Source organism: Mycobacterium sp. 1482292.6, from assembly GCF_001672995.1.
Taxonomy (GTDB): Bacteria; Actinomycetota; Actinomycetes; order Mycobacteriales; family Mycobacteriaceae; genus Mycobacterium; species Mycobacterium europaeum_A.
Genome location: NZ_LZKV01000210.1, coordinates 33,172 through 49,749 on the forward strand (window position 1 = coordinate 33,172; position 16,578 = coordinate 49,749).

At 67.0% G+C, this 16,578-nt stretch carries 19 protein-coding genes; 10 read left to right on the plus strand and 9 right to left on the minus strand.

Annotation, left to right across the window (positions count from 1 at the left end; all coding sequences use genetic code 11):
• Positions 1-68: 68 nt before the first annotated feature.
• Both kstD and A5624_RS21330 read left to right on the plus strand, forming a co-directional pair.
• Positions 69-1,751: a 3-oxosteroid 1-dehydrogenase gene (gene kstD, locus A5624_RS21325; protein WP_066870686.1), complete on the plus strand. Its 1,683-nt coding sequence runs from the start codon at positions 69-71 to the stop codon at positions 1,749-1,751.
• Between the two features lies 1 nt (position 1,752).
• Positions 1,753-2,625, plus strand: coding sequence for a MaoC family dehydratase (locus A5624_RS21330; RefSeq protein ID WP_066870644.1), 873 nt, complete (start codon positions 1,753-1,755; stop codon positions 2,623-2,625).
• Positions 2,626-2,712: 87 nt separating this feature from the next.
• Here the strand turns inward: A5624_RS21330 and A5624_RS21335 are convergent, their stop codons facing one another.
• The 7 genes from A5624_RS21335 to A5624_RS21365 all read right to left on the minus strand — a co-directional run bounded on the left by A5624_RS21335 (position 2,713) and on the right by A5624_RS21365 (position 9,657).
• Positions 2,713-3,552, minus strand: coding sequence for a hypothetical protein (locus A5624_RS21335; protein WP_066870645.1), 840 nt, complete (start codon positions 3,550-3,552; stop codon positions 2,713-2,715).
• Between the two features lie 148 nt (positions 3,553-3,700).
• Positions 3,701-4,882 (minus strand): lipid-transfer protein, encoded by a 1,182-nt coding sequence (locus A5624_RS21340; protein ID WP_066870648.1) that lies wholly within the window; start codon positions 4,880-4,882, stop codon positions 3,701-3,703.
• Positions 4,883-5,284 carry a MaoC family dehydratase gene (locus A5624_RS21345; protein WP_066870650.1) on the minus strand — a complete coding sequence of 134 codons (402 nt, stop codon included), beginning with the start codon at positions 5,282-5,284 and terminating at the stop codon, positions 4,883-4,885.
• The gene (locus tag A5624_RS21350) at positions 5,281-6,243 is read right to left on the minus strand and encodes a bifunctional MaoC family dehydratase N-terminal/OB-fold nucleic acid binding domain-containing protein (protein WP_066870653.1); all 963 of its coding nucleotides are present in this window, start codon (positions 6,241-6,243) and stop codon (positions 5,281-5,283) included. Before A5624_RS21350 ends, A5624_RS21345 begins: the two co-directional genes overlap by 4 nt.
• Positions 6,240-7,403, minus strand: coding sequence for an acyl-CoA dehydrogenase FadE29 (fadE29, locus tag A5624_RS21355; RefSeq protein ID WP_066870656.1), 1,164 nt, complete (start codon positions 7,401-7,403; stop codon positions 6,240-6,242). Before fadE29 ends, A5624_RS21350 begins: the two co-directional genes overlap by 4 nt.
• Positions 7,394-8,407 (minus strand): acyl-CoA dehydrogenase family protein, encoded by a 1,014-nt coding sequence (locus tag A5624_RS21360; RefSeq protein WP_066870659.1) that lies wholly within the window; start codon positions 8,405-8,407, stop codon positions 7,394-7,396. The genes fadE29 and A5624_RS21360 overlap by 10 nt, the downstream gene beginning before the upstream one ends.
• Positions 8,407-9,657, minus strand: a complete 1,251-nt coding sequence (locus tag A5624_RS21365) for a cytochrome P450 (protein WP_066870662.1) — start codon at positions 9,655-9,657, stop codon at positions 8,407-8,409. Before A5624_RS21365 ends, A5624_RS21360 begins: the two co-directional genes overlap by 1 nt.
• Before the next feature lie 132 nt (positions 9,658-9,789).
• Between A5624_RS21365 and A5624_RS21370 the strand changes: the two genes are divergently transcribed.
• Genes A5624_RS21370 through A5624_RS21385 form a run of 4 tightly spaced genes read left to right on the plus strand, consistent with a single transcriptional unit; the run spans position 9,790 to position 12,321 of the window.
• Positions 9,790-10,953, plus strand: coding sequence for a steroid 3-ketoacyl-CoA thiolase (locus A5624_RS21370; protein WP_066870665.1), 1,164 nt, complete (start codon positions 9,790-9,792; stop codon positions 10,951-10,953).
• A 21-nt stretch (positions 10,954-10,974) separates the two neighbouring features.
• The gene (locus A5624_RS21375; RefSeq protein WP_197498206.1) at positions 10,975-11,367 is read left to right on the plus strand and encodes a hypothetical protein; all 393 of its coding nucleotides are present in this window, start codon (positions 10,975-10,977) and stop codon (positions 11,365-11,367) included.
• A gap of 8 nt (positions 11,368-11,375) precedes the next feature.
• Positions 11,376-11,828 (plus strand): nitroreductase family deazaflavin-dependent oxidoreductase, encoded by a 453-nt coding sequence (locus A5624_RS21380; RefSeq protein WP_066870668.1) that lies wholly within the window; start codon positions 11,376-11,378, stop codon positions 11,826-11,828.
• Positions 11,829-11,868: 40 nt separating this feature from the next.
• Positions 11,869-12,321, plus strand: a complete 453-nt coding sequence (locus A5624_RS21385) for a nitroreductase family deazaflavin-dependent oxidoreductase (RefSeq protein WP_066870671.1) — start codon at positions 11,869-11,871, stop codon at positions 12,319-12,321.
• On the opposite strand, the gene A5624_RS21390 is transcribed toward A5624_RS21385, so the two are convergent.
• Together A5624_RS21390 and A5624_RS21395 are read right to left on the minus strand one after the other, a co-directional pair.
• Entirely contained in the window at positions 12,318-13,223 is a 906-nt protein-coding gene (locus A5624_RS21390; RefSeq protein WP_066870674.1) for an SDR family oxidoreductase, read from the minus strand. The two genes, A5624_RS21385 and A5624_RS21390, sit on opposite strands and share 4 nt — an antisense overlap.
• A gap of 15 nt (positions 13,224-13,238) precedes the next feature.
• Complete coding sequence (locus A5624_RS21395) at positions 13,239-14,033, minus strand: SDR family oxidoreductase (protein WP_156749113.1); 795 nt, start codon at positions 14,031-14,033, stop codon at positions 13,239-13,241.
• Positions 14,034-14,092: 59 nt separating this feature from the next.
• On the opposite strand from A5624_RS21395, the gene echA20 reads away from it, so the two are divergent.
• The 4 genes from echA20 to A5624_RS29170 all read left to right on the plus strand — a co-directional run.
• Entirely contained in the window at positions 14,093-14,851 is a 759-nt protein-coding gene (gene echA20, locus A5624_RS21400) for a (7aS)-7a-methyl-1,5-dioxo-2,3,5,6,7,7a-hexahydro-1H-indene-carboxyl-CoA hydrolase (protein WP_066870677.1), read from the plus strand.
• A complete protein-coding gene (gene ipdA / locus A5624_RS21405) occupies positions 14,848-15,732 on the plus strand; it encodes a cholesterol ring-cleaving hydrolase subunit IpdA (protein WP_066870681.1) in 885 nt (294 codons plus the stop codon). Before echA20 ends, ipdA begins: the two co-directional genes overlap by 4 nt.
• Complete coding sequence (gene ipdB, locus A5624_RS21410) at positions 15,729-16,481, plus strand: cholesterol ring-cleaving hydrolase subunit IpdB (RefSeq protein WP_066870683.1); 753 nt, start codon at positions 15,729-15,731, stop codon at positions 16,479-16,481. The genes ipdA and ipdB overlap by 4 nt, the downstream gene beginning before the upstream one ends.
• Before the next feature lie 2 nt (positions 16,482-16,483).
• The coding region (locus A5624_RS29170) for a nitronate monooxygenase (protein WP_231998231.1) at positions 16,484-16,578 on the plus strand (95 nt) is incomplete at its 3' end.

Here is a 16,578-nt window from a genome sequence, read left to right on the forward strand (position 1 = left end):
CCAAGTCTCCTCGTACGGTCGACCGGGCCAGTAGCGGCCGCCCCGGGCAATTCTATAACGTGTTCTACATGTCAGCGCAGGAGTACGACGTCGTCGTGGTCGGGAGCGGCGGGGCCGGCATGGTGGCCGCCCTTACCGCCGCTCACCGGGGTCTTTCCACCATAGTCATCGAAAAGGCCCCGCACTTCGGCGGTTCGACCGCACGCTCGGGCGGTGGTGTTTGGATCCCAAATAACGAAGTCCTCAAGCGTGACGGGGTCCGCGATACCGCCGAGGCCGCCCGCACCTACCTACACGGGATCGTCGGCAACGTCGTGGAGCCCGAACGCATCGACACCTACCTCGAGCGCGGCCCGGAGATGCTCTCGTTTGTGCTCAAGCACACACCGCTGAAGATGTGCTGGGTGCCGAAGTACTCCGACTACTACCCCGAGTCGCCGGGCGGCCGTGCCGAGGGCCGATCGATCGAGCCGAAGCCGTTCAACGCCCGCAAGCTCGGCGCCGACGAAGCCGGCCTGGAGCCGGCGTACGGCAAGGTCCCGCTGAACGTGGTCGTGATGCAACAGGATTACGTGCGGCTGAACCAGCTCAAGCGCCACCCGCGCGGCGTGCTGCGCAGCTTGAAGGTCGGGGCCCGCACCATGTGGGCCAAGGCGACCGGCAAGAACCTCGTCGGCATGGGCCGGGCGTTGATCGGGCCGCTGCGGATCGGGTTGCAGCGGGCCGGGGTTCCGGTCGTGCTCAACACCGCGCTCACCGACCTCTACGTCGAGGACGGCGTGGTACGCGGCGTCTACGTCCGTGAAGCCGGCGAGGCCGAATCGGGTGAGCCCCGGCTGATCCGGGCCCGGCGCGGGGTGATCCTGGCGTCGGGCGGGTTCGAGCACAACGAACAGATGCGGGTGAAATACCAGCGTGCGCCGATCACCACCGAGTGGACCGTCGGCGCGGCGGCCAACACCGGTGACGGCATCCTGGCCGGCGAAAAGCTCGGTGCCGCATTGGATCTTATGGAGGACGCCTGGTGGGGCCCGACGGTCCCGTTGGTGGGCGCGCCCTGGTTCGCGTTGTCCGAGCGCAATTCGCCGGGCTCGATCATCGTCAACATGTCGGGCAAGCGGTTCATGAACGAGTCGATGCCCTACGTCGAAGCCTGCCATCACATGTACGGCGGTGAATACGGTCAGGGGCCCGGGCCGGGCGAGAACATTCCCGCGTGGCTGGTGTTCGACCAGCAGTACCGGGACCGCTACATCTTCGCGGGATTGCAGCCCGGACAACGTATTCCGCGCAAGTGGCTGGAGTCCGGCGTCATCATCCAGGCCGATACGCTGGCGGAGCTAGCGCAGAAGGCCGGTCTTCCGGTGAACGAATTCACCGCGACCGTGGAGCGTTTCAACGGGTTCGCGCGCTCCGGCGTCGACGAGGACTATCAGCGCGGCGAGAGCGCCTACGACCGGTACTACGGCGACCCGACCAACAAGCCCAACCCCAACCTCGGGGAGATCACGCACGCGCCGTACTACGCGGCCAAGATGGTGCCCGGTGACCTGGGCACCAAGGGCGGCATCCGCACCGACGTCCACGGGCGGGCGCTGCGCGACGACGGCAGTATCATCGAAGGCCTTTACGCCGCAGGCAATGTCAGCGCCCCGGTGATGGGCCACACGTACCCCGGTCCGGGTGGCACCATCGGTCCGGCCATGACGTTCGGCTACCTGGCGGCGTTGCACATAGCTGGAGAGAACTGACATGCCCATCGACGTAGACGTTGCGCTGAACGCCGAGCTGGACCCCATCGAATTCTCTTGGGCCAGTAGCGATGTGCAGCTGTATCACCTCGGGTTGGGCGCGGGCGCCGATCCGATGGACCCGCGTGAGCTGCGCTACCTGGTCGACGACACCCCGCAGGTGCTGCCGACGTTCGGCAACGTGGCCGCCACCTTCCATGTCACGAAGCCGCCGACCGTCAAATTCCCCGGCATCGACATCGAGCTGAGCAAGGTGCTGCACGCCAGCGAACGGGTCGAGGCGCCCGCTCCGCTGCCGCCGTCGGGCTCGGCGAAGGCCGTCACCCGGTTCACCGACATCTGGGACAAGGGCAAGGCCGCGGTGATCTGGAGCGAGACGACGGTGACCGCGCCGGACGGCACGGTGTTGTGGACGCAGCGCCGGTCGATCTTCGCCCGCGGTGAGGGCGGATTCGGCGGCGAGCGCGGTCCTTCAACGTCGGACGGTGCGCCAGACCGGGCCCCCGATCTCGAGCTCGACGTGCCGATCCTGCCGCAGCAGGCGCTGCTCTACCGGCTGTGCGGCGACCGCAACCCGCTGCACTCGGATCCCGAATTCGCCGCTGCCGCAGGCTTTTCCCAGCCCATCCTGCATGGGTTGTGCACCTACGGCATGACCTGCAAGGCGATCACCGATGCGCTGCTCGACGGCGACGCCGGGGCGGTCGCGGCCTACGGCGCGCGTTTCGCCGGGGTGGCCTTCCCCGGCGAAACGCTCAAGGTCGGCATCTGGAAGGACTCGACGTCTTCCGAAGGCCGCTTCCTGGCCAGCGTGGTCGCGCCCGCGCGCGACAACGCCGTCGTGCTGTCGGGCGTCGAACTGGTTCCTGCGTAGGGGCTTTCTTGGCTTTGCACCGAGTGTGAAGGCTTTGCACCGAGTGTGAAGTTAGTTTCACGTTCGGCCGCGAGCGTGAAGGTAGTTTCACGCTCGCCGGGCGCGAGCCGCACGCACCCGGCGAATGATGTCGGCCGGCCTGTCGCTCGCGAGCACCCTCACTACGATCCAGCCGAGACGCTCGATGGTCTCCAATCGCCGGACGTCCCAGGTGTACTGCCGGCGATCGATGCGGTGCTGCTCGCCGTCGTACTCAACCGCCACTTTGAGCTGCTCCCAGCCCATGTCCAGATAGGCGAATGGACAGCCGAACTCGTCGAGCACCTCGATCTGGGTCTGCGGCCGCGGCAGGCCGGCCTCGATCAGCACGAGGCGAAGCCACGACTCCTTCGGCGACTGCGCGCCGTTGTCGAATAGCGCTATGGCCTTCCGCGCCTGCACGATGCCTCGACGGCGCGAGTACCTTTCCGCGAGCAGCTCGACGTCGGCCGCCTTGATCCCCGTCGCGCGAGCCAATGCGTCGATGCCGGCAACCGCCGCCGTCGTCGAGTACCAGCAACCGATATCGAGAGCTGTCCTAGCCGCCGAGGTCAGCGGGATCTCTCCAATGACGATGATTTCATCGTCCTCGATACGGTCTGCATGCGCTCTGATTCCAGCCTGGAAGTGGCGGTTGTCGTGGATGAGGTCCACCACCGTCAAGCTGTCGACCCAGTTGCTCCCGTGTAGCGCCGCGGCGGCGAACCCGGCGACCACGCCCCTGCGCCCGGACCACAACCAGCCAGCCCTCGCTCGTAGCGCGGCAGTGACATCCGCATCCCGATTGACGTAAACGTCTCGGAACAGCCGGAGATAACCAGTGCAGAGTTGTCCTCTGGTCAATACGCCTCGAGCAAGGGCCTCACTGCCCAGGAACGGCTCACCCACGACGGCAGCGTGGCACGTGTCATTGCCGGCGTCACTTCACTCATCGACTGTGAAGTTAGTTTCACGGTCGGCAGTGAGCGTGAAACTAACTTCACGCTCGGCGAGAAAGACGCCGGGCACTCGGCGAGAAGAAGCGCGCCGAAGCCCCCTAGCCCAGGATCAGGCCCGACGTGGGGACGCCGGTTCCGGCGGTGACGAGGACATGCTCGACGTCGGGCACCGGGTTCACCGAGGTGCCCCGCAGCTGACGCACACCCTCGGCGATGCCGTTCATGCCGTGAATGTAGGCCTCGCCCAGTTGACCGCCATGGGTGTTGAGCGGAAGCCGCCCCCCGATCTCGATGGCCCCGTCGGCGATGAAGTCCTTGGCCTCGCCCTTGCCGCAGAATCCCAACTCTTCCAACTGAATCAGCGTGAACGGCGTGAAGTGGTCGTAGAGCACGGCGGTCTGGATATCGGTCGGCTTCAGGCCCGACTGCTCCCAGAGCTGCTGACCCACCACCCCCATCTCGGGCAGGCCGAGCTCGGGCCGGTAGTAACTGACCATCGTGTACTGGTCGGGGCTCGAGCCTTGCGCCGCCGCCTCGATGATCGCCGGCCGTTGCTTGAGATCCTTCGCGCGCTCCGGCGACGTCACCACGATCGCCACCGCCCCGTCGGTCTCCTGGCAGCAGTCCAGCAGTCGCAGCGGCTCGGCGATCCACCGCGAATTCTGGTGGTCCTCAATGGTTATCGGCTTCTCGAAGAAGTACGCCTTTGGGTTCTTGGCGGCATGCTTGCGGTCAGCCACCGAGATCGCACCGAAGTCACGGCTGCTGGCACCCGACAGATGCATGTAGCGCTGGGCGATCATCGCGACCTGCGCGGCCGGCGTCGACAGGCCGTGCGGGTAGGAGAACGAATTGTCCGCGGCGGTCGAATCAGCCTGCACCCCGGCGTTTCCCACCAGCCGGGTCTGTACCTGACCGAATCGCATGCCCGAACGCTCGTTGAACGCCCGGTACGCGACGACGACGTCAGCCACGCCGGTGGCCACCGCGAGAGCCGCCTGCTGAACGGTCGCGCAAGCGGCACCGCCGCCATATCCGATCTGCGAGAAGAACTTCAGGTCACCGATGCCGACCGCGCGCGCGACGGCCGTCTCGTTGTTGGTGTCCATCGTGAAGGTGGTCAGCCCGTCGACGTCGGACGGGCTCAGCCCGGCGTCGTCCAACGCATCCAGCACCGCCTCGGCGGCCAGCCGCAGCTCACTGCGGCCGGAGTCCTTGGAGAAGTCCGTGGCGCCGATGCCGACGATCGCGGCTCGGCCGTTCAATAAACCCGCTGACATCTAAGCGCCCCCGATCGTCAGCGTCACATTCGCGATGACGTGATCGCCAAGGCTGTTGCGGCCGAACACCTTCAGCGTGATCAGGCCGTCGTCGATGGCAGTCACCTCGCCGGAGAAGGTTACGGTGTCGTAGGCGTACCACGGCACACCGAGCCGCAGCCCGATCGACTTGATCACCGCCGTCGGGCCCGCCCAGTCGGTGACGTAGCGCTGCACCAGGCCGGTGTCGGTGAGGATGTTGACGAAGATGTCCTTGGAACCCTTGGCCTGCGCCAGGTCCCGGTCGTGGTGCACGTCCTGAAAGTCCCTGGTGGCCAGGGCCGTCGAAATGATGAACGTCGGCGTGCCCTCCAGCTTGAGCTCGGGCAGGGTGGTGCCCACTTCAACAACGGGTGCGCTCATGCTTCGTCTCCCACCGGCTCCCAGGCGTAGAGGCTCCACTCCGGGCCGGATTCACCGGCCGGGAAGTCGATATAGGTTGCGCGAACGGGCATTCCGATCTTGATCTCGGCATGGTCGACGTTGCGCAACTCGCCGAGCATCCGAACGCCCTCCTCCAGTTCGACCAGGGCGATCACGAACGGCAGCGTGCGACCGGGCACCTTCGGGGCGTGGTGCACCACGTAGCTGAACACCGTGCCGCGGCCGCTGGCGACCGCGAAGTCGATTGGCTCGGCCTTGTCCTGCCACACCGCCGGCACCGGTGGGTGCTGCAGGGTGCCATCGGCGAGGCGCTGGATACGCAGCTCGTGCGCCCGGACGCCCTCCCAGAAGAAGGCGGTGTCGCGTGACACCGCCGGACGCATCATCGCGTCGGCGTCGAGGTCCTCAGGCACCGACGCGGTCGCGCCGGAATCCTCGCGGGGCCTGAATTTCAGTATCCGCCAGGCCATCTCGGCGACGTCCTCGTCACCCACCCGCCAGGTGATGTGCTGGTTGATGAACCAGCCCTCGCCGAGCCCGGTCTGCTTGGGGCCCACCACGTCGCGCATCTCGGAGACGACGGTGACCTGCTCGCCCGGACGCAGATACCGGTGGTAGGTCTGCTCACAGTTCGTGGCCACCACCCCGATGTAGCCGGCCTCGTCGAACAGCTGCATGATCGGGCCCATGGGGTCGTCGGTCGGGCGCTCCCCGCCCAGGCCGAACATCGTCCACACCTGAATCATGGCCGGCGGGGCGACGATTCCGGGATGACCGGCGGCCTTGGCGGCGGCCTCGTCGACGTAGATCGGGTTGCGGTCCCCGAGCGCCTCGACCCAGTTGTTGATCGTCGGCTGGTTCACCGGATCCCGGGCCTCGCGCGGGGCAGCGACGACGGTGGCGGTGATCTCCGCGACCGCTTCCTTGATGTCGGTCATCGAGGCACCCTCGGCACTTTGAGTCCGGCCGCGGCGATCATCTCGCGCATCACTTCGTTCACGCCGCCGCCGAAGGTGATGACGAGGTTGCGCTTGGTCTGGGAGTCCAGCCACTTCAGCAGGTCGGCGGTGTCCGAGTCGGCGGGGTTGCCGTACTTGCCTACGATCTCCTCGGCGAGCCGGCCGATGTATTGAATCTTCTCGGTGCCAAAGACTTTCGTCGACGCGGCGTCGGCCACGTTGATGTCCTCACCGGCGGCGGCCACCTGCCAGTTCAGCAGCTCGTTGATCCGCCACATCGCGTGGATCTCACCCAGCGCCCGCTTGACGTCCTGATGATCGATCGGCGTGACGCCGTCGCTGCCCGGCTTGGACGCCCAGGCGTGCACCCGGTCGTAGATGCCGGCGGTGCGGCCCGCCGGGCCCAGCATGACGCGCTCGTTGTTGAGCTGGGTGGTGATCAGCCGCCATCCGCCGTTCTCCTCGCCGACCAGCATGTCGGCGGGCACCCGCACGTCGTTGTAGTAGGTGGCGTTGGTGTGGTGGGCGCCGTCGGACAGGATGATCGGCGTCCAGGAATAGCCGGGATCCTTGGTGTCGACGATCAGGATCGAAATCCCCTTGTGCTTCACGGCTTCCGGGTCGGTGCGGCAGGCCAGCCAGATGTAGTCGGCGTCGTGCGCGCCGGTGGTGAAAACCTTCTGCCCGTTGACGATGTACTCGTCGCCCTGGCGAACCGCGGTGGTGCGCAGCGAGGCCAGGTCGGTGCCGGCCTCGGGCTCGGTGTAGCCGATCGCGAAGTGAACCTCGCCGGCCAGGATGGCAGGCAGGAACTTCTTCTTCTGCTCCTCGCTGCCGAACTGCTGCAGCACCGGGCCGACCGTCTGCAGCGTCAGCGCGGGCAGCGGCACGTCGGCGCGGTGCGCCTCGTTGACGAAGATCGACTGCTCGATCGGGCCGAAGCCCAAGCCGCCGAACTCCTTTGGCCAGCCGACACCGAGCTTGCCGTCGCGGCCCATCCGGCGGATCACCGCGCGATAAGCCTCGTTGTGCCGGTCCTGCTCCATCGCCTTCATCTCGTCGGAGGAGATCAGGTTGGAAAAGTATTCCCGCAGTTCCGCTTGCAGCTGACGCTGCTCCGGAGTCAGGTCTATGAACATTGCGCTCCCACCAGATCGAGACGATGAGAAGAACCGCCCAGCAGCCGGGACAGGTCCTTGATCGTGGAGTAGTACCGGTGCATGGGATAGGTGATGTCCATTCCCATCCCGCCGTGCAGGTGATGGCAGAGCTGCATCACCGGCGGCGCCTGCGAGGTGATCCAGTACCCGAGAACGTCCAGGTCGTTGTCGGCGTCGCGGCCCTCGGACAGCCGCCAGGCGACCGACTTCGCCACCAAATCGATGGTGCGCGAGGCGATGTAGACCTCGGCGAGCTGGGCGGCCACGGTCTGGAACGTCGAGAGCGGCTTGCCGAACTGCTTGCGGTTGGCCACATAGTCGGCGGTCAGGCGCAGCGCCCCGGCCACCAGCCCGTCGGCATAGGCGCCGATGGCGGCAAGCGCCAACTGGTTGACCCGGGAAGCCGTCGCGCCTGCCAACACGTCGGAGTCTTGGACCGCGACGTCGGCGAGTGTGACCGTGTACTCCTCGGAGCCGTTGGAGGTGGGGGTCTGGACCACCTCGACGCCGTCGGCCGTCGGCGACACCACGACCACCGCACTGTCGGCGGTCACGATGATCCAATCCGCTTGTCCCGCATAGCCGACGCCGACCTTGGTGCCTGACAGGCGGCCGCCCGCGAACGTGGTGGACGGCCGGTCCGGCAGCGCGGTACCCGGCTCGTTGAGCGCGGCGGTCAACACCCCACCCTTGGCGACTCCGGCCAGAAACCGGTCCTGTTGTTCGTCGGTGGCCAGATCGAGCAGCGGCAGCACGCCGAATCCCAGTGTGGCCAGGGCCGGCGTGATGGCGCCGTGGCGACCGATCTCGGTGAGCACGGTGGTGACCTCGGGCAGACCCACCCCATCGCCGCCGAGGCGCTCGGGCACCGCGAGGGCCGTCACACCGCCGTTGACCAAAGCGTCCCAGCTCAATTCGCGCTCGAACACTGACGTGACGACATCGGCGACGGCCTGTTGCGTCGCGGTGAGGTCGAAGTCCATCAGGACGTCACCGCGGGCTTGCCGGCGTAGTCGACCTGCCAGTGCTTGATGCCGTTGAGCCAGCCCGACCGCAACCGCTCGGGCTCGCCGATCGGCTTGAGGTCCGGCATGTGATCGGCGACCGCGTTGAAGATCAGGTTGATCGTCATGCGGGCCAGGTTCGCCCCGATGCAGTAGTGGGCGCCGGTGCCACCGAAGCCAACGTGCGGGTTCGGGTCGCGCAGGATGTTGAAGGTGTGCGGGTCTTCGAAGACCTCTTCGTCGAAATTGGCGGACCGGTAGGACATCACCACCCGCTGACCCTTCTTGATCCGCACACCGGACAGCTCGGTGTCCTCGTTGGCGGTGCGCTGGAACGCCGACACCGGGGTCGCCCACCGGATGATCTCGTCGGCCGTGGTCGACGGACGCTCCTTCTTAAACAGCTCCCACTGATTGGGGTTGTCCGCCATCGCGATCATGCCGTGGGTGATCGAGTTACGCGTGGTCTCGTTGCCCGCCACCGCCAGCATGACCACGAAGAAACCGAACTCGTCGTCGGAGAGCTTCTCGCCGTCGATGTCGGCCTGGATCAGCGTGGTGACGATGTCGTCGGTGGGGTTCTGGTTGCGCTCCGCGGCCATCGCCATCGCGTAGGTGATCAGCTCCATCGATGACTGCGCGGGGTCGACGTGGGCGTACTCGGGGTCGGTGCCACCGGTCATCTCGTTGGACCAGCGGAACAGCTTGTCGCGATCCTCCTGGGGAACGCCGAGCAGACCCGCGATGGCCTGCAGGGGCAGCTCGCACGAGACCTGTTCGACGAAGTCGCCGCTGCCCTCTTTGGCGGCGGTCGCGGCGATGTTCTGGGCGCGCTCGGCCAGTTCGGCTTCCAGCCGCCCGATGGCCCGCGGGGTGAACCCGCGGGAGATGATCTTGCGCAGCCGGGTGTGGTGCGGCGCGTCCATGTTGAGCATGACGCTGCGCTGCAGCTCGACCTGCTCGCGCTTCATCTCCGGCGGCCAGGTCGGGATGGCGCCGTTCATCCAGCTAGAGAAGATGTCGCTGCGCTTCGACACCTCCTTGACGTCGGCATGCTTGGTCACGAGCCAGTAGCCGTGGTCCTCGAACCCGCCCGCGCCATTCGGGATGTCGACCCAGTGGATCGGCTCGGCCTTGCGAAGCTGGGCGAGTTCCTCGACGGGCAGCCCGGCGAGGTTGACGTCGGGGTCGAGAAAGTCGAAGTCGGCGGGAATGTTGGGGGGTGCCATGTAGAGTGCGCTCCTTTTACAACACTAATTGCAACGTGTTCTAGTGCCAGTAAAACACGCCTCCTGCGCAGATAAAAGGCAGGTCACCATCCTCGCTTGTCAGAGTAATGAAACGTGTTCTAGCCTGACGGAATGGGTAACCCTGTCATCGTTGAAGCCACTCGTAGCCCCATCGGCAAGCGGAACGGCTGGCTGTCCGGCTTGCACGCCACCGAGTTGCTGGGTGCGGTGCAGAAGGCTCTCGTCGAGAAGGCCGGCATCGACGCCGGCGACGTCGAACAGATCGTCGGCGGCTGCGTCACACAGTACGGCGAGCAGTCCAACAACATCACACGGGTCAGCTGGCTCGTCGCCGGGTTGCCCGAACACGTCGGCGCCATGACCGTGGACTGTCAGTGCGGCAGCGGTCAGCAGGCCAACGGCCTGGTCGCCGGCCTCATCGCGGCGGGCGCCATCGACATCGGCATCGCGTGTGGGATCGAGGCCATGAGCCGCGTCGGGCTCGGCGCGAACGCCGGTCCGGACCGGACCATCCTGCGTCCCTCGTCGTGGGACATCGATCTGCCCGACCAGTTCACCGCCGCCGAGCGGATCGCCAAGCGGCGCGGCATCACCCGTGAAGAGATCGACGAGTTCGGGTTGGCCTCCCAGACGAAGGCCAAGCAGGCCTGGGAGGAAGGCCGCTTCGACCGCGAGATCTCCCCGATCGAGGCCCCGGCACTCGACGAGAACAAGCAACCGACATCCGAGCGCGTCACCATCAGCCGCGACCAGGGCCTGCGCGACACCACGCTGTCAGGTCTCTCCGCGCTGAAGCCGGTGCTCAAGGGCGGAATCCACACGGCAGGAACGTCGTCACAGATCTCCGACGGCGCGGCGGCCGTGTTGTGGATGGACGAGGACAAGGCCAAGGCGCTGGGCCTGCGGCCGCGGGCCCGCATCGTCAGCCAGGCCCTGGTCGGCGCCGAGCCGTACTACCACCTGGACGGGCCGGTGCAGTCGACGGCGAAGGTGCTGGAGAAGGCCGGGATGAAGATGGGCGACATCGACATCACGGAAATCAACGAGGCTTTCGCGTCGGTGGTGCTGTCGTGGGCGCGGGTGCACGACCCGGACATGGCGAAGGTCAACGTCAACGGCGGCGCCATCGCGCTGGGCCACCCGGTCGGCAGCACCGGCAGCCGGTTGATCACCACCGCGCTGCACGAGCTGGAGCGCACCGACCAGACCACCGCGCTGATCACCATGTGCGCCGGTGGTGCCCTGTCGACCGGCACCATCATCGAGCGCATCTAGCGCTCGGTGAGTTTTCCGCACCTGGTGAGCATCCCCGACGACCGCCGCATCGCCGCGGCGCAGTCCTACATCGACGCGCTGGTCAATCATGACGGTGACGCCGTTCCGTTCGCGCCCGGGTGCACCCGCGTCGAGCAGGGCATCAAGAACGGTTTCTCCGGAAATCATCTGCGGCGCAGCCTCAATCGCGGCCTGCAGTACCGGTTGCTCGCGCAGACGACGCCACCGGATTACCGCGTCGACGGCGACCGGGTGCACGCGTCCTACCAGGTGCTGACCAAGGCGGGCATCGGTGGCCGGCGCCTCGCCGCACACGTCGACGAGACCTTCGTGATTCCGGCCGAAAGCGCAAGCGGCAAAGCCGAAATCCACCACATCAAGGTTCGCTTCCACCCCTTTATCCAAAGTCGTTAAGGACCGTCATGCCGAAACCGAAGCCGCGCGCACTGAACTCGCCGTGGGTCAGCTTCATCATCAAGTGGATGGCCAAGAGCAACGCGTGGATCTACACGCGCAGCAACGGAAAATACGGCAACACCTTCCAGAAGGCTCCGGTCGCGCTGCTCACCACCACGGGCCGCAAGAGCGGCGAACCCCGGGTGAGCCCGCTGCTCTACCTGCGGGAGGGCGACCGGGTGATACTGGTCGCCTCCAAGGGCGGCAGCGACAAACACCCGCAGTGGTATCTCAACCTCAAGGCCAATCCCAAGGTCTCCGTGCAGATCAAGGACGAGGTGCTGCAGCTGCAGGCCCGTGACGCCACCGAGGCGGAACGCGCCGAGTACTGGCCCAAGCTGGACGCCATGTATCCGTCGTTCGACGACTACCGGGCGTGGACCGATCGGGTCATCCCGATCGTCATCTGCGACCCCTGACGTTTCCCGTGCGTCCCGGTGGGGAATCATCCCGGGCAACATGTCCGACCGCCGCTGGATCCGCAACTCGCGCCCGATTGCGCTGCTGCTCAAGTATTTTGCGCGCGCCCACATCTGGGTGTACCGACGCACCGACGGCAAGATCGGCGCGAAGCTGTTGCGGTTTCCGGCGGCGCTGCTGACCACGACCGGACGCAGGTCCGACCAGCCGCGGACCACCGCGACGCTCTACCTGCGCGACGGCGACCGGGTGATCCTGCCCGCGACCTTCGGCGGGCGCGACGAAGACCCCTTGTGGTACCTCAACCTCAAGGAGAATCCCGACGTGCGGGTCCAGATCCGCGCCCAGCGCCTGGACCTGGTCGCCCGCGACGCCACGGACGCTGAGCGGGAACGGTATTGGCCACGCCTGACGCGGATGTACCCGCCCTACCGCAAGTACCGCGAGGCCGCCGACCGGGTCATCCCGCTCGTGGTGTGCGAACCCCGCTAGGCGCCGTAGACGGGGACGGGACGGCGCGCCTTGGCGAGCAGGTCGGCCACGACGCGCCCCAGCTCCGCGGGATCCCACCGCGCGCCTTTGTCGATCTCCGGTCCGTGGGCCCAGCCCTCCGCGACGCGGATCTTGCCGCCCTCGACCTCGAAGACCTTGCCGCTGACGTCGCGGGCTTCGGCGCTGCCCAACCAGACCACCAGCGGTGCGATGTTTTCCGGCGCCATCGCATCGAAATCTTGGTCCTGCGTTGCCATCATCTCGGCGAACACGGTCTCGGTCATCCGGGTGCGCGCCGAGGGCGCGATGGCGTTGACGGTGACGCCGTAACGTCCCATCTCGGCGGCGCCGACCAACGTCAACGCCGCGATGCCCGCCTTGGCGGCGCTGTAGTTGGCCTGCCCGACGCTGCCCTGCAGGCCGGCACCCGAACTGGTGTTGATGATCCGGGCGTCAACGGTTTTGCCCTCTTTGGACAGCCCACGCCAGTACGCCCCGGCGTGCCGCATCGTGGCGAAGTGCCCCTTGAGATGCACGGCGATGACGGCGTCGAACTCCTCTTCGCTGGTGTTGGCCAGCATCCGGTCGCGAACGATGCCGGCGTTGTTCACCAAAACGTCCAGACCACCGAAGGTTTCGACCGCGGTCTGGATCAGGCCGGCCGCCTGGTCCCAATCGGCGATGTTGGATCCGTCGGCGACGGCTTCACCGCCGGCCGCGGTGATCTCGTCCACAACACTCTGGGCGGCGCTGCCGCCACCGGCCGGCGAACCGTCCAGGCCCACCCCGATGTCGTTGACCACCACACGCGCGCCTTCCTCGGCGAACGCCAGCGCATGCGCGCGACCGATGCCGCCGCCCGCTCCAGTGACGATGACGACGCGGCCGTCAACCACTCCCATATTTCCGTCTCTCCTTTACTTGATCGCGCTGGCGTTCGTGGTGGCCAGATAGTGCGGTGGCTCGCCGCCGCCATGCACCTCCAACGAGGCACCGCTGATGTAGGACGCCGCATCGGATGCCAGAAACGCTGCGGCCCAACCGATGTCGGCAGGTTTGGCCAGCCGGCCGAGCGGCACATTCTTCGAGATCGCGGCGATGGACTCGGCGTCGCCGTAGAACAGTTCGGACTGCTCGGTCTCCACCATGCCGACCACACAGGCATTCACCCGGACCTTCGGCCCCCACTCCACGGCCAGCGTCTGCGTGAGGCTTTCCAGGCCCGCCTTGGCCGCGCCGTAGGCCCCGGTCCCCGGGGACGGCCGGCGCCCGGACAGACTGCAGATGTTGATGATCGACCCGCCCTGCCGCTGGCCCTGCATGTGCGCGTTCGCGTGCTGCGAAACCGACAGCCCACCAATGAGATTGAGTTCGATGATCTTGCGGTTGAACTTGGCGCTGGACTCCGCGGTCAACACGAAGGGCGATCCCCCGGCGTTGTTGACGACCACGTCGAGCCGGCCGTGCCGGTCCACGATGGCGTCGATCAACCCCTTGACGGCGTCGTCGTCGCGGATGTCGCAGGAGTGGAACTCGTAGGGCAGCCCCTCGACCGCGCGGCGCGCGCAGGTGACGACGGTGGCACCCTGCCCGGCGAACACCGAACTGATCCCGGCCCCCACCCCGCGCACGCCGCCGGTGACGAGAACCACCCGCCCGGCCAGCCCCAAGTTGATGGCGTCAAAAGGGGGGCATGCTTCGGCGCGAGTCACTGTGCTAGCGTACCAAGCAAGTGCTTGCTTAGGTAGTTACCCCACAAGGAAGTGGCACCTTGCCCATCACATCCACCACCACCGAACCGGGCATCGTCGCGGTTACCGTCGACTTCCCGCCCGTCAACGCCATCCCGTCGCGCGGCTGGTTCGAACTGGCCGACACCATCACCGCGGCCGGCCAGAACCCCGAGACCCATGTGGTGATCCTGCGCGCCGAGGGCCGCGGCTTCAACGCCGGGGTCGACATCAAGGAGATGCAGCGCACCGAGGGATTCACCGCGCTCATCGACGCCAACCGCGGCTGCTTCGCCGCGTTCCGCGCGGTGTACGAGTGCGCGGTGCCCGTCGTCGCGGCCGTCAACGGGTTCTGCGTCGGCGGCGGCATCGGACTGGTCGGCAATGCCGACGTCATCGTCGCCTCCGACGACGCCACCTTCGGTCTGCCGGAGGTGGAACGCGGCGCGCTCGGCGCGGCCACCCACCTGTCCCGGCTGGTGCCCCAGCACATGATGCGGCGGCTGTTCTTCACCGCGGCCACCGTCGACGCCGCCACCCTGCACCACTTCGGTTCGGTGCACGAGGTGGTGCCGCGCGACGAGCTCGACGAGGCGGCCCTGCGGGTCGCGCGCGACATCGCCGCCAAGGACACCCGCGTCATCCGGGCCGCCAAGGAGGCGCTGAACCTCATCGACGTGCAACGGGTCAACTCGAGTTATCGCATGGAGCAAGGCTTTACGTTCGAGCTCAATCTCGCCGGGGTGTCCGACGAGCACCGTGACGCGTTCGCCGGTACGACGAAGGGTGAGAAGTCGTGAGCGACAAGAGAACCACCCTCGACGACGTCGTCGCGCAGTTGCGCAGCGGCATGACGATCGGCATCGGCGGCTGGGGATCGCGGCGCAAACCCATGGCGTTCGTCCGCGCCCTGCTGCGCACCGACATCACCGACCTGACCGTGGTGACCTACGGCGGGCCGGACGTCGGCCTGCTGTGCTCGGCCGGCAAGGTCAAGCGGGTCTACTACGGATTCGTCTCGCTGGACTCCCCACCCTTCTACGACCCCTGGTTCGCCAAGGCCCGAACCGGCGGCACGATCGAGGCCAGGGAGATGGACGAAGGCATGCTGCGATGCGGTCTGCAGGCGGCCGCGCAACGCCTGCCGTTCCTGCCGATTCGGGCCGGGCTGGGCAGTTCGGTCCCGGACTTCTGGGAGGGCGAGCTGGCGACCGTGACCAGCCCGTATCCGGCACCCGGCGGCGGACACGAAACCCTGATCGCGATGCCGGCGCTGCGCCTGGACGCCGCGTTCGCCCATCTCAATCTTGGTGACGCGCAAGGCAATGCGGCCTACACCGGCATCGACCCGTACTTCGACGACCTCTTCCTGATGGCCGCCGAGAAGCGCTTCCTGTCGGTGGAGCGCGTCGTTTCCACCCAGGAGCTGGTCAAGGAGGTCCCCCCACAGGCGCTGCTGGTGAACCGGATGATGGTCGACGGCGTGGTCGAGGCACCCGGCGGGGCCCACTTCACCACCGCCGCACCCGATTACGGGCGCGACGAGAAGTTCCAGCGGCATTACGCCGAGGCGGCCTCGACCGACGAGGGTTGGCAGCAGTTCGTGCAGACCTTCCTGTCGGGCAGCGAAGAGGACTATCAGGCGGCCGTGCGCGCTTTCAAAGAGGAGGCCTCGTCATGAGCGGCGACGCGATCACCCGACCCGAGATCTGCGCGGTCGCCTGTGCCGAATTGTTCCGGGACGCAGGCGAAATCATGGTCAGTCCGATGACGAACATGGCCTCGGTCGGTGCCCGGCTGGCCCGGCTGACCTTTTCGCCGGACATCCTGCTGACCGACGGTGAGGCGCAGCTGCTGGCCGAGACCCCGGCGCTAGGCGCGTCGGCACCCGTCGAGGGCTGGATGCCGTTCGGCCGCGTCTTCGAAACCCTGGCCTGGGGCCGGCGCCACGTCGTGATGGGCGCCAATCAGGTTGACCGCTTTGGCAATCAGAACATCTCGGCGTTCGGCCCGCTGCAGCAGCCCAAGCGCCAGATGTTCGGCGTGCGCGGGGCGCCCGGCAACGCCATCAACCACGCGACCAGCTACTGGGTGGGCAACCATTCCAAGCGGGTGTTCTGCGAGAAGGTCGACATCGTCTGCGGAATCGGCTGGGACAACGTGGACGACGACAATCCGGCGTTCCGCTTCGCCAACACCTACCGGGTGGTGTCCAACCTCGGTGTGTTCGACTTCGGCGGGCCCGGGCGCAGCATGCGGGCGGTCTCGCTGCACCCCGGCGTTTCGGCCGACGAGGTCGCCGAGAACACCTCGTTCGAGGTGCACGGCCTGGACGGCGCCGAGGAGACCCGGCTGCCGACCGACGACGAGCTGCGCCTGATCCGCGAGGTCATCGACCCGAAGTCGCTGCGCGACAGAGAGATCCGCTGACGGTGGTTACGAAGCTGCGCACGCCGCTGACCGAGCTGGTCGGTGTCGAGCACCCGGTGGTCCAGACCGGGATGGGCTGGGTGGCCGGTGCGCGGCT

Excerpts from the sequence above, each read along its gene's own strand:
- kstD (WP_066870686.1), top strand. The coding sequence starts at position 69 with ATGTCAGCGCAGGAGTACGACGTCGTCGTGGTCGGGAGCGGCGGGGCC.
- A5624_RS21330 (WP_066870644.1), top strand. The coding sequence starts at position 1,753 with ATGCCCATCGACGTAGACGTTGCGCTGAACGCCGAGCTGGACCCCATC.
- A5624_RS21340 (WP_066870648.1), bottom strand. The coding sequence starts at position 4,882 with ATGTCAGCGGGTTTATTGAACGGCCGAGCCGCGATCGTCGGCATCGGC.
- A5624_RS21345 (WP_066870650.1), bottom strand. The coding sequence starts at position 5,284 with ATGAGCGCACCCGTTGTTGAAGTGGGCACCACCCTGCCCGAGCTCAAG.
- A5624_RS21350 (WP_066870653.1), bottom strand. The coding sequence starts at position 6,243 with ATGACCGACATCAAGGAAGCGGTCGCGGAGATCACCGCCACCGTCGTC.
- fadE29 (WP_066870656.1), bottom strand. The coding sequence starts at position 7,403 with ATGTTCATAGACCTGACTCCGGAGCAGCGTCAGCTGCAAGCGGAACTG.
- A5624_RS21360 (WP_066870659.1), bottom strand. The coding sequence starts at position 8,407 with ATGGACTTCGACCTCACCGCGACGCAACAGGCCGTCGCCGATGTCGTC.
- A5624_RS21365 (WP_066870662.1), bottom strand. The coding sequence starts at position 9,657 with ATGGCACCCCCCAACATTCCCGCCGACTTCGACTTTCTCGACCCCGAC.
- A5624_RS21370 (WP_066870665.1), top strand. The coding sequence starts at position 9,790 with ATGGGTAACCCTGTCATCGTTGAAGCCACTCGTAGCCCCATCGGCAAG.
- A5624_RS21380 (WP_066870668.1), top strand. The coding sequence starts at position 11,376 with ATGCCGAAACCGAAGCCGCGCGCACTGAACTCGCCGTGGGTCAGCTTC.
- A5624_RS21385 (WP_066870671.1), top strand. The coding sequence starts at position 11,869 with ATGTCCGACCGCCGCTGGATCCGCAACTCGCGCCCGATTGCGCTGCTG.
- A5624_RS21390 (WP_066870674.1), bottom strand. The coding sequence starts at position 13,223 with ATGGGAGTGGTTGACGGCCGCGTCGTCATCGTCACTGGAGCGGGCGGC.
- ipdB (WP_066870683.1), top strand. The coding sequence starts at position 15,729 with ATGAGCGGCGACGCGATCACCCGACCCGAGATCTGCGCGGTCGCCTGT.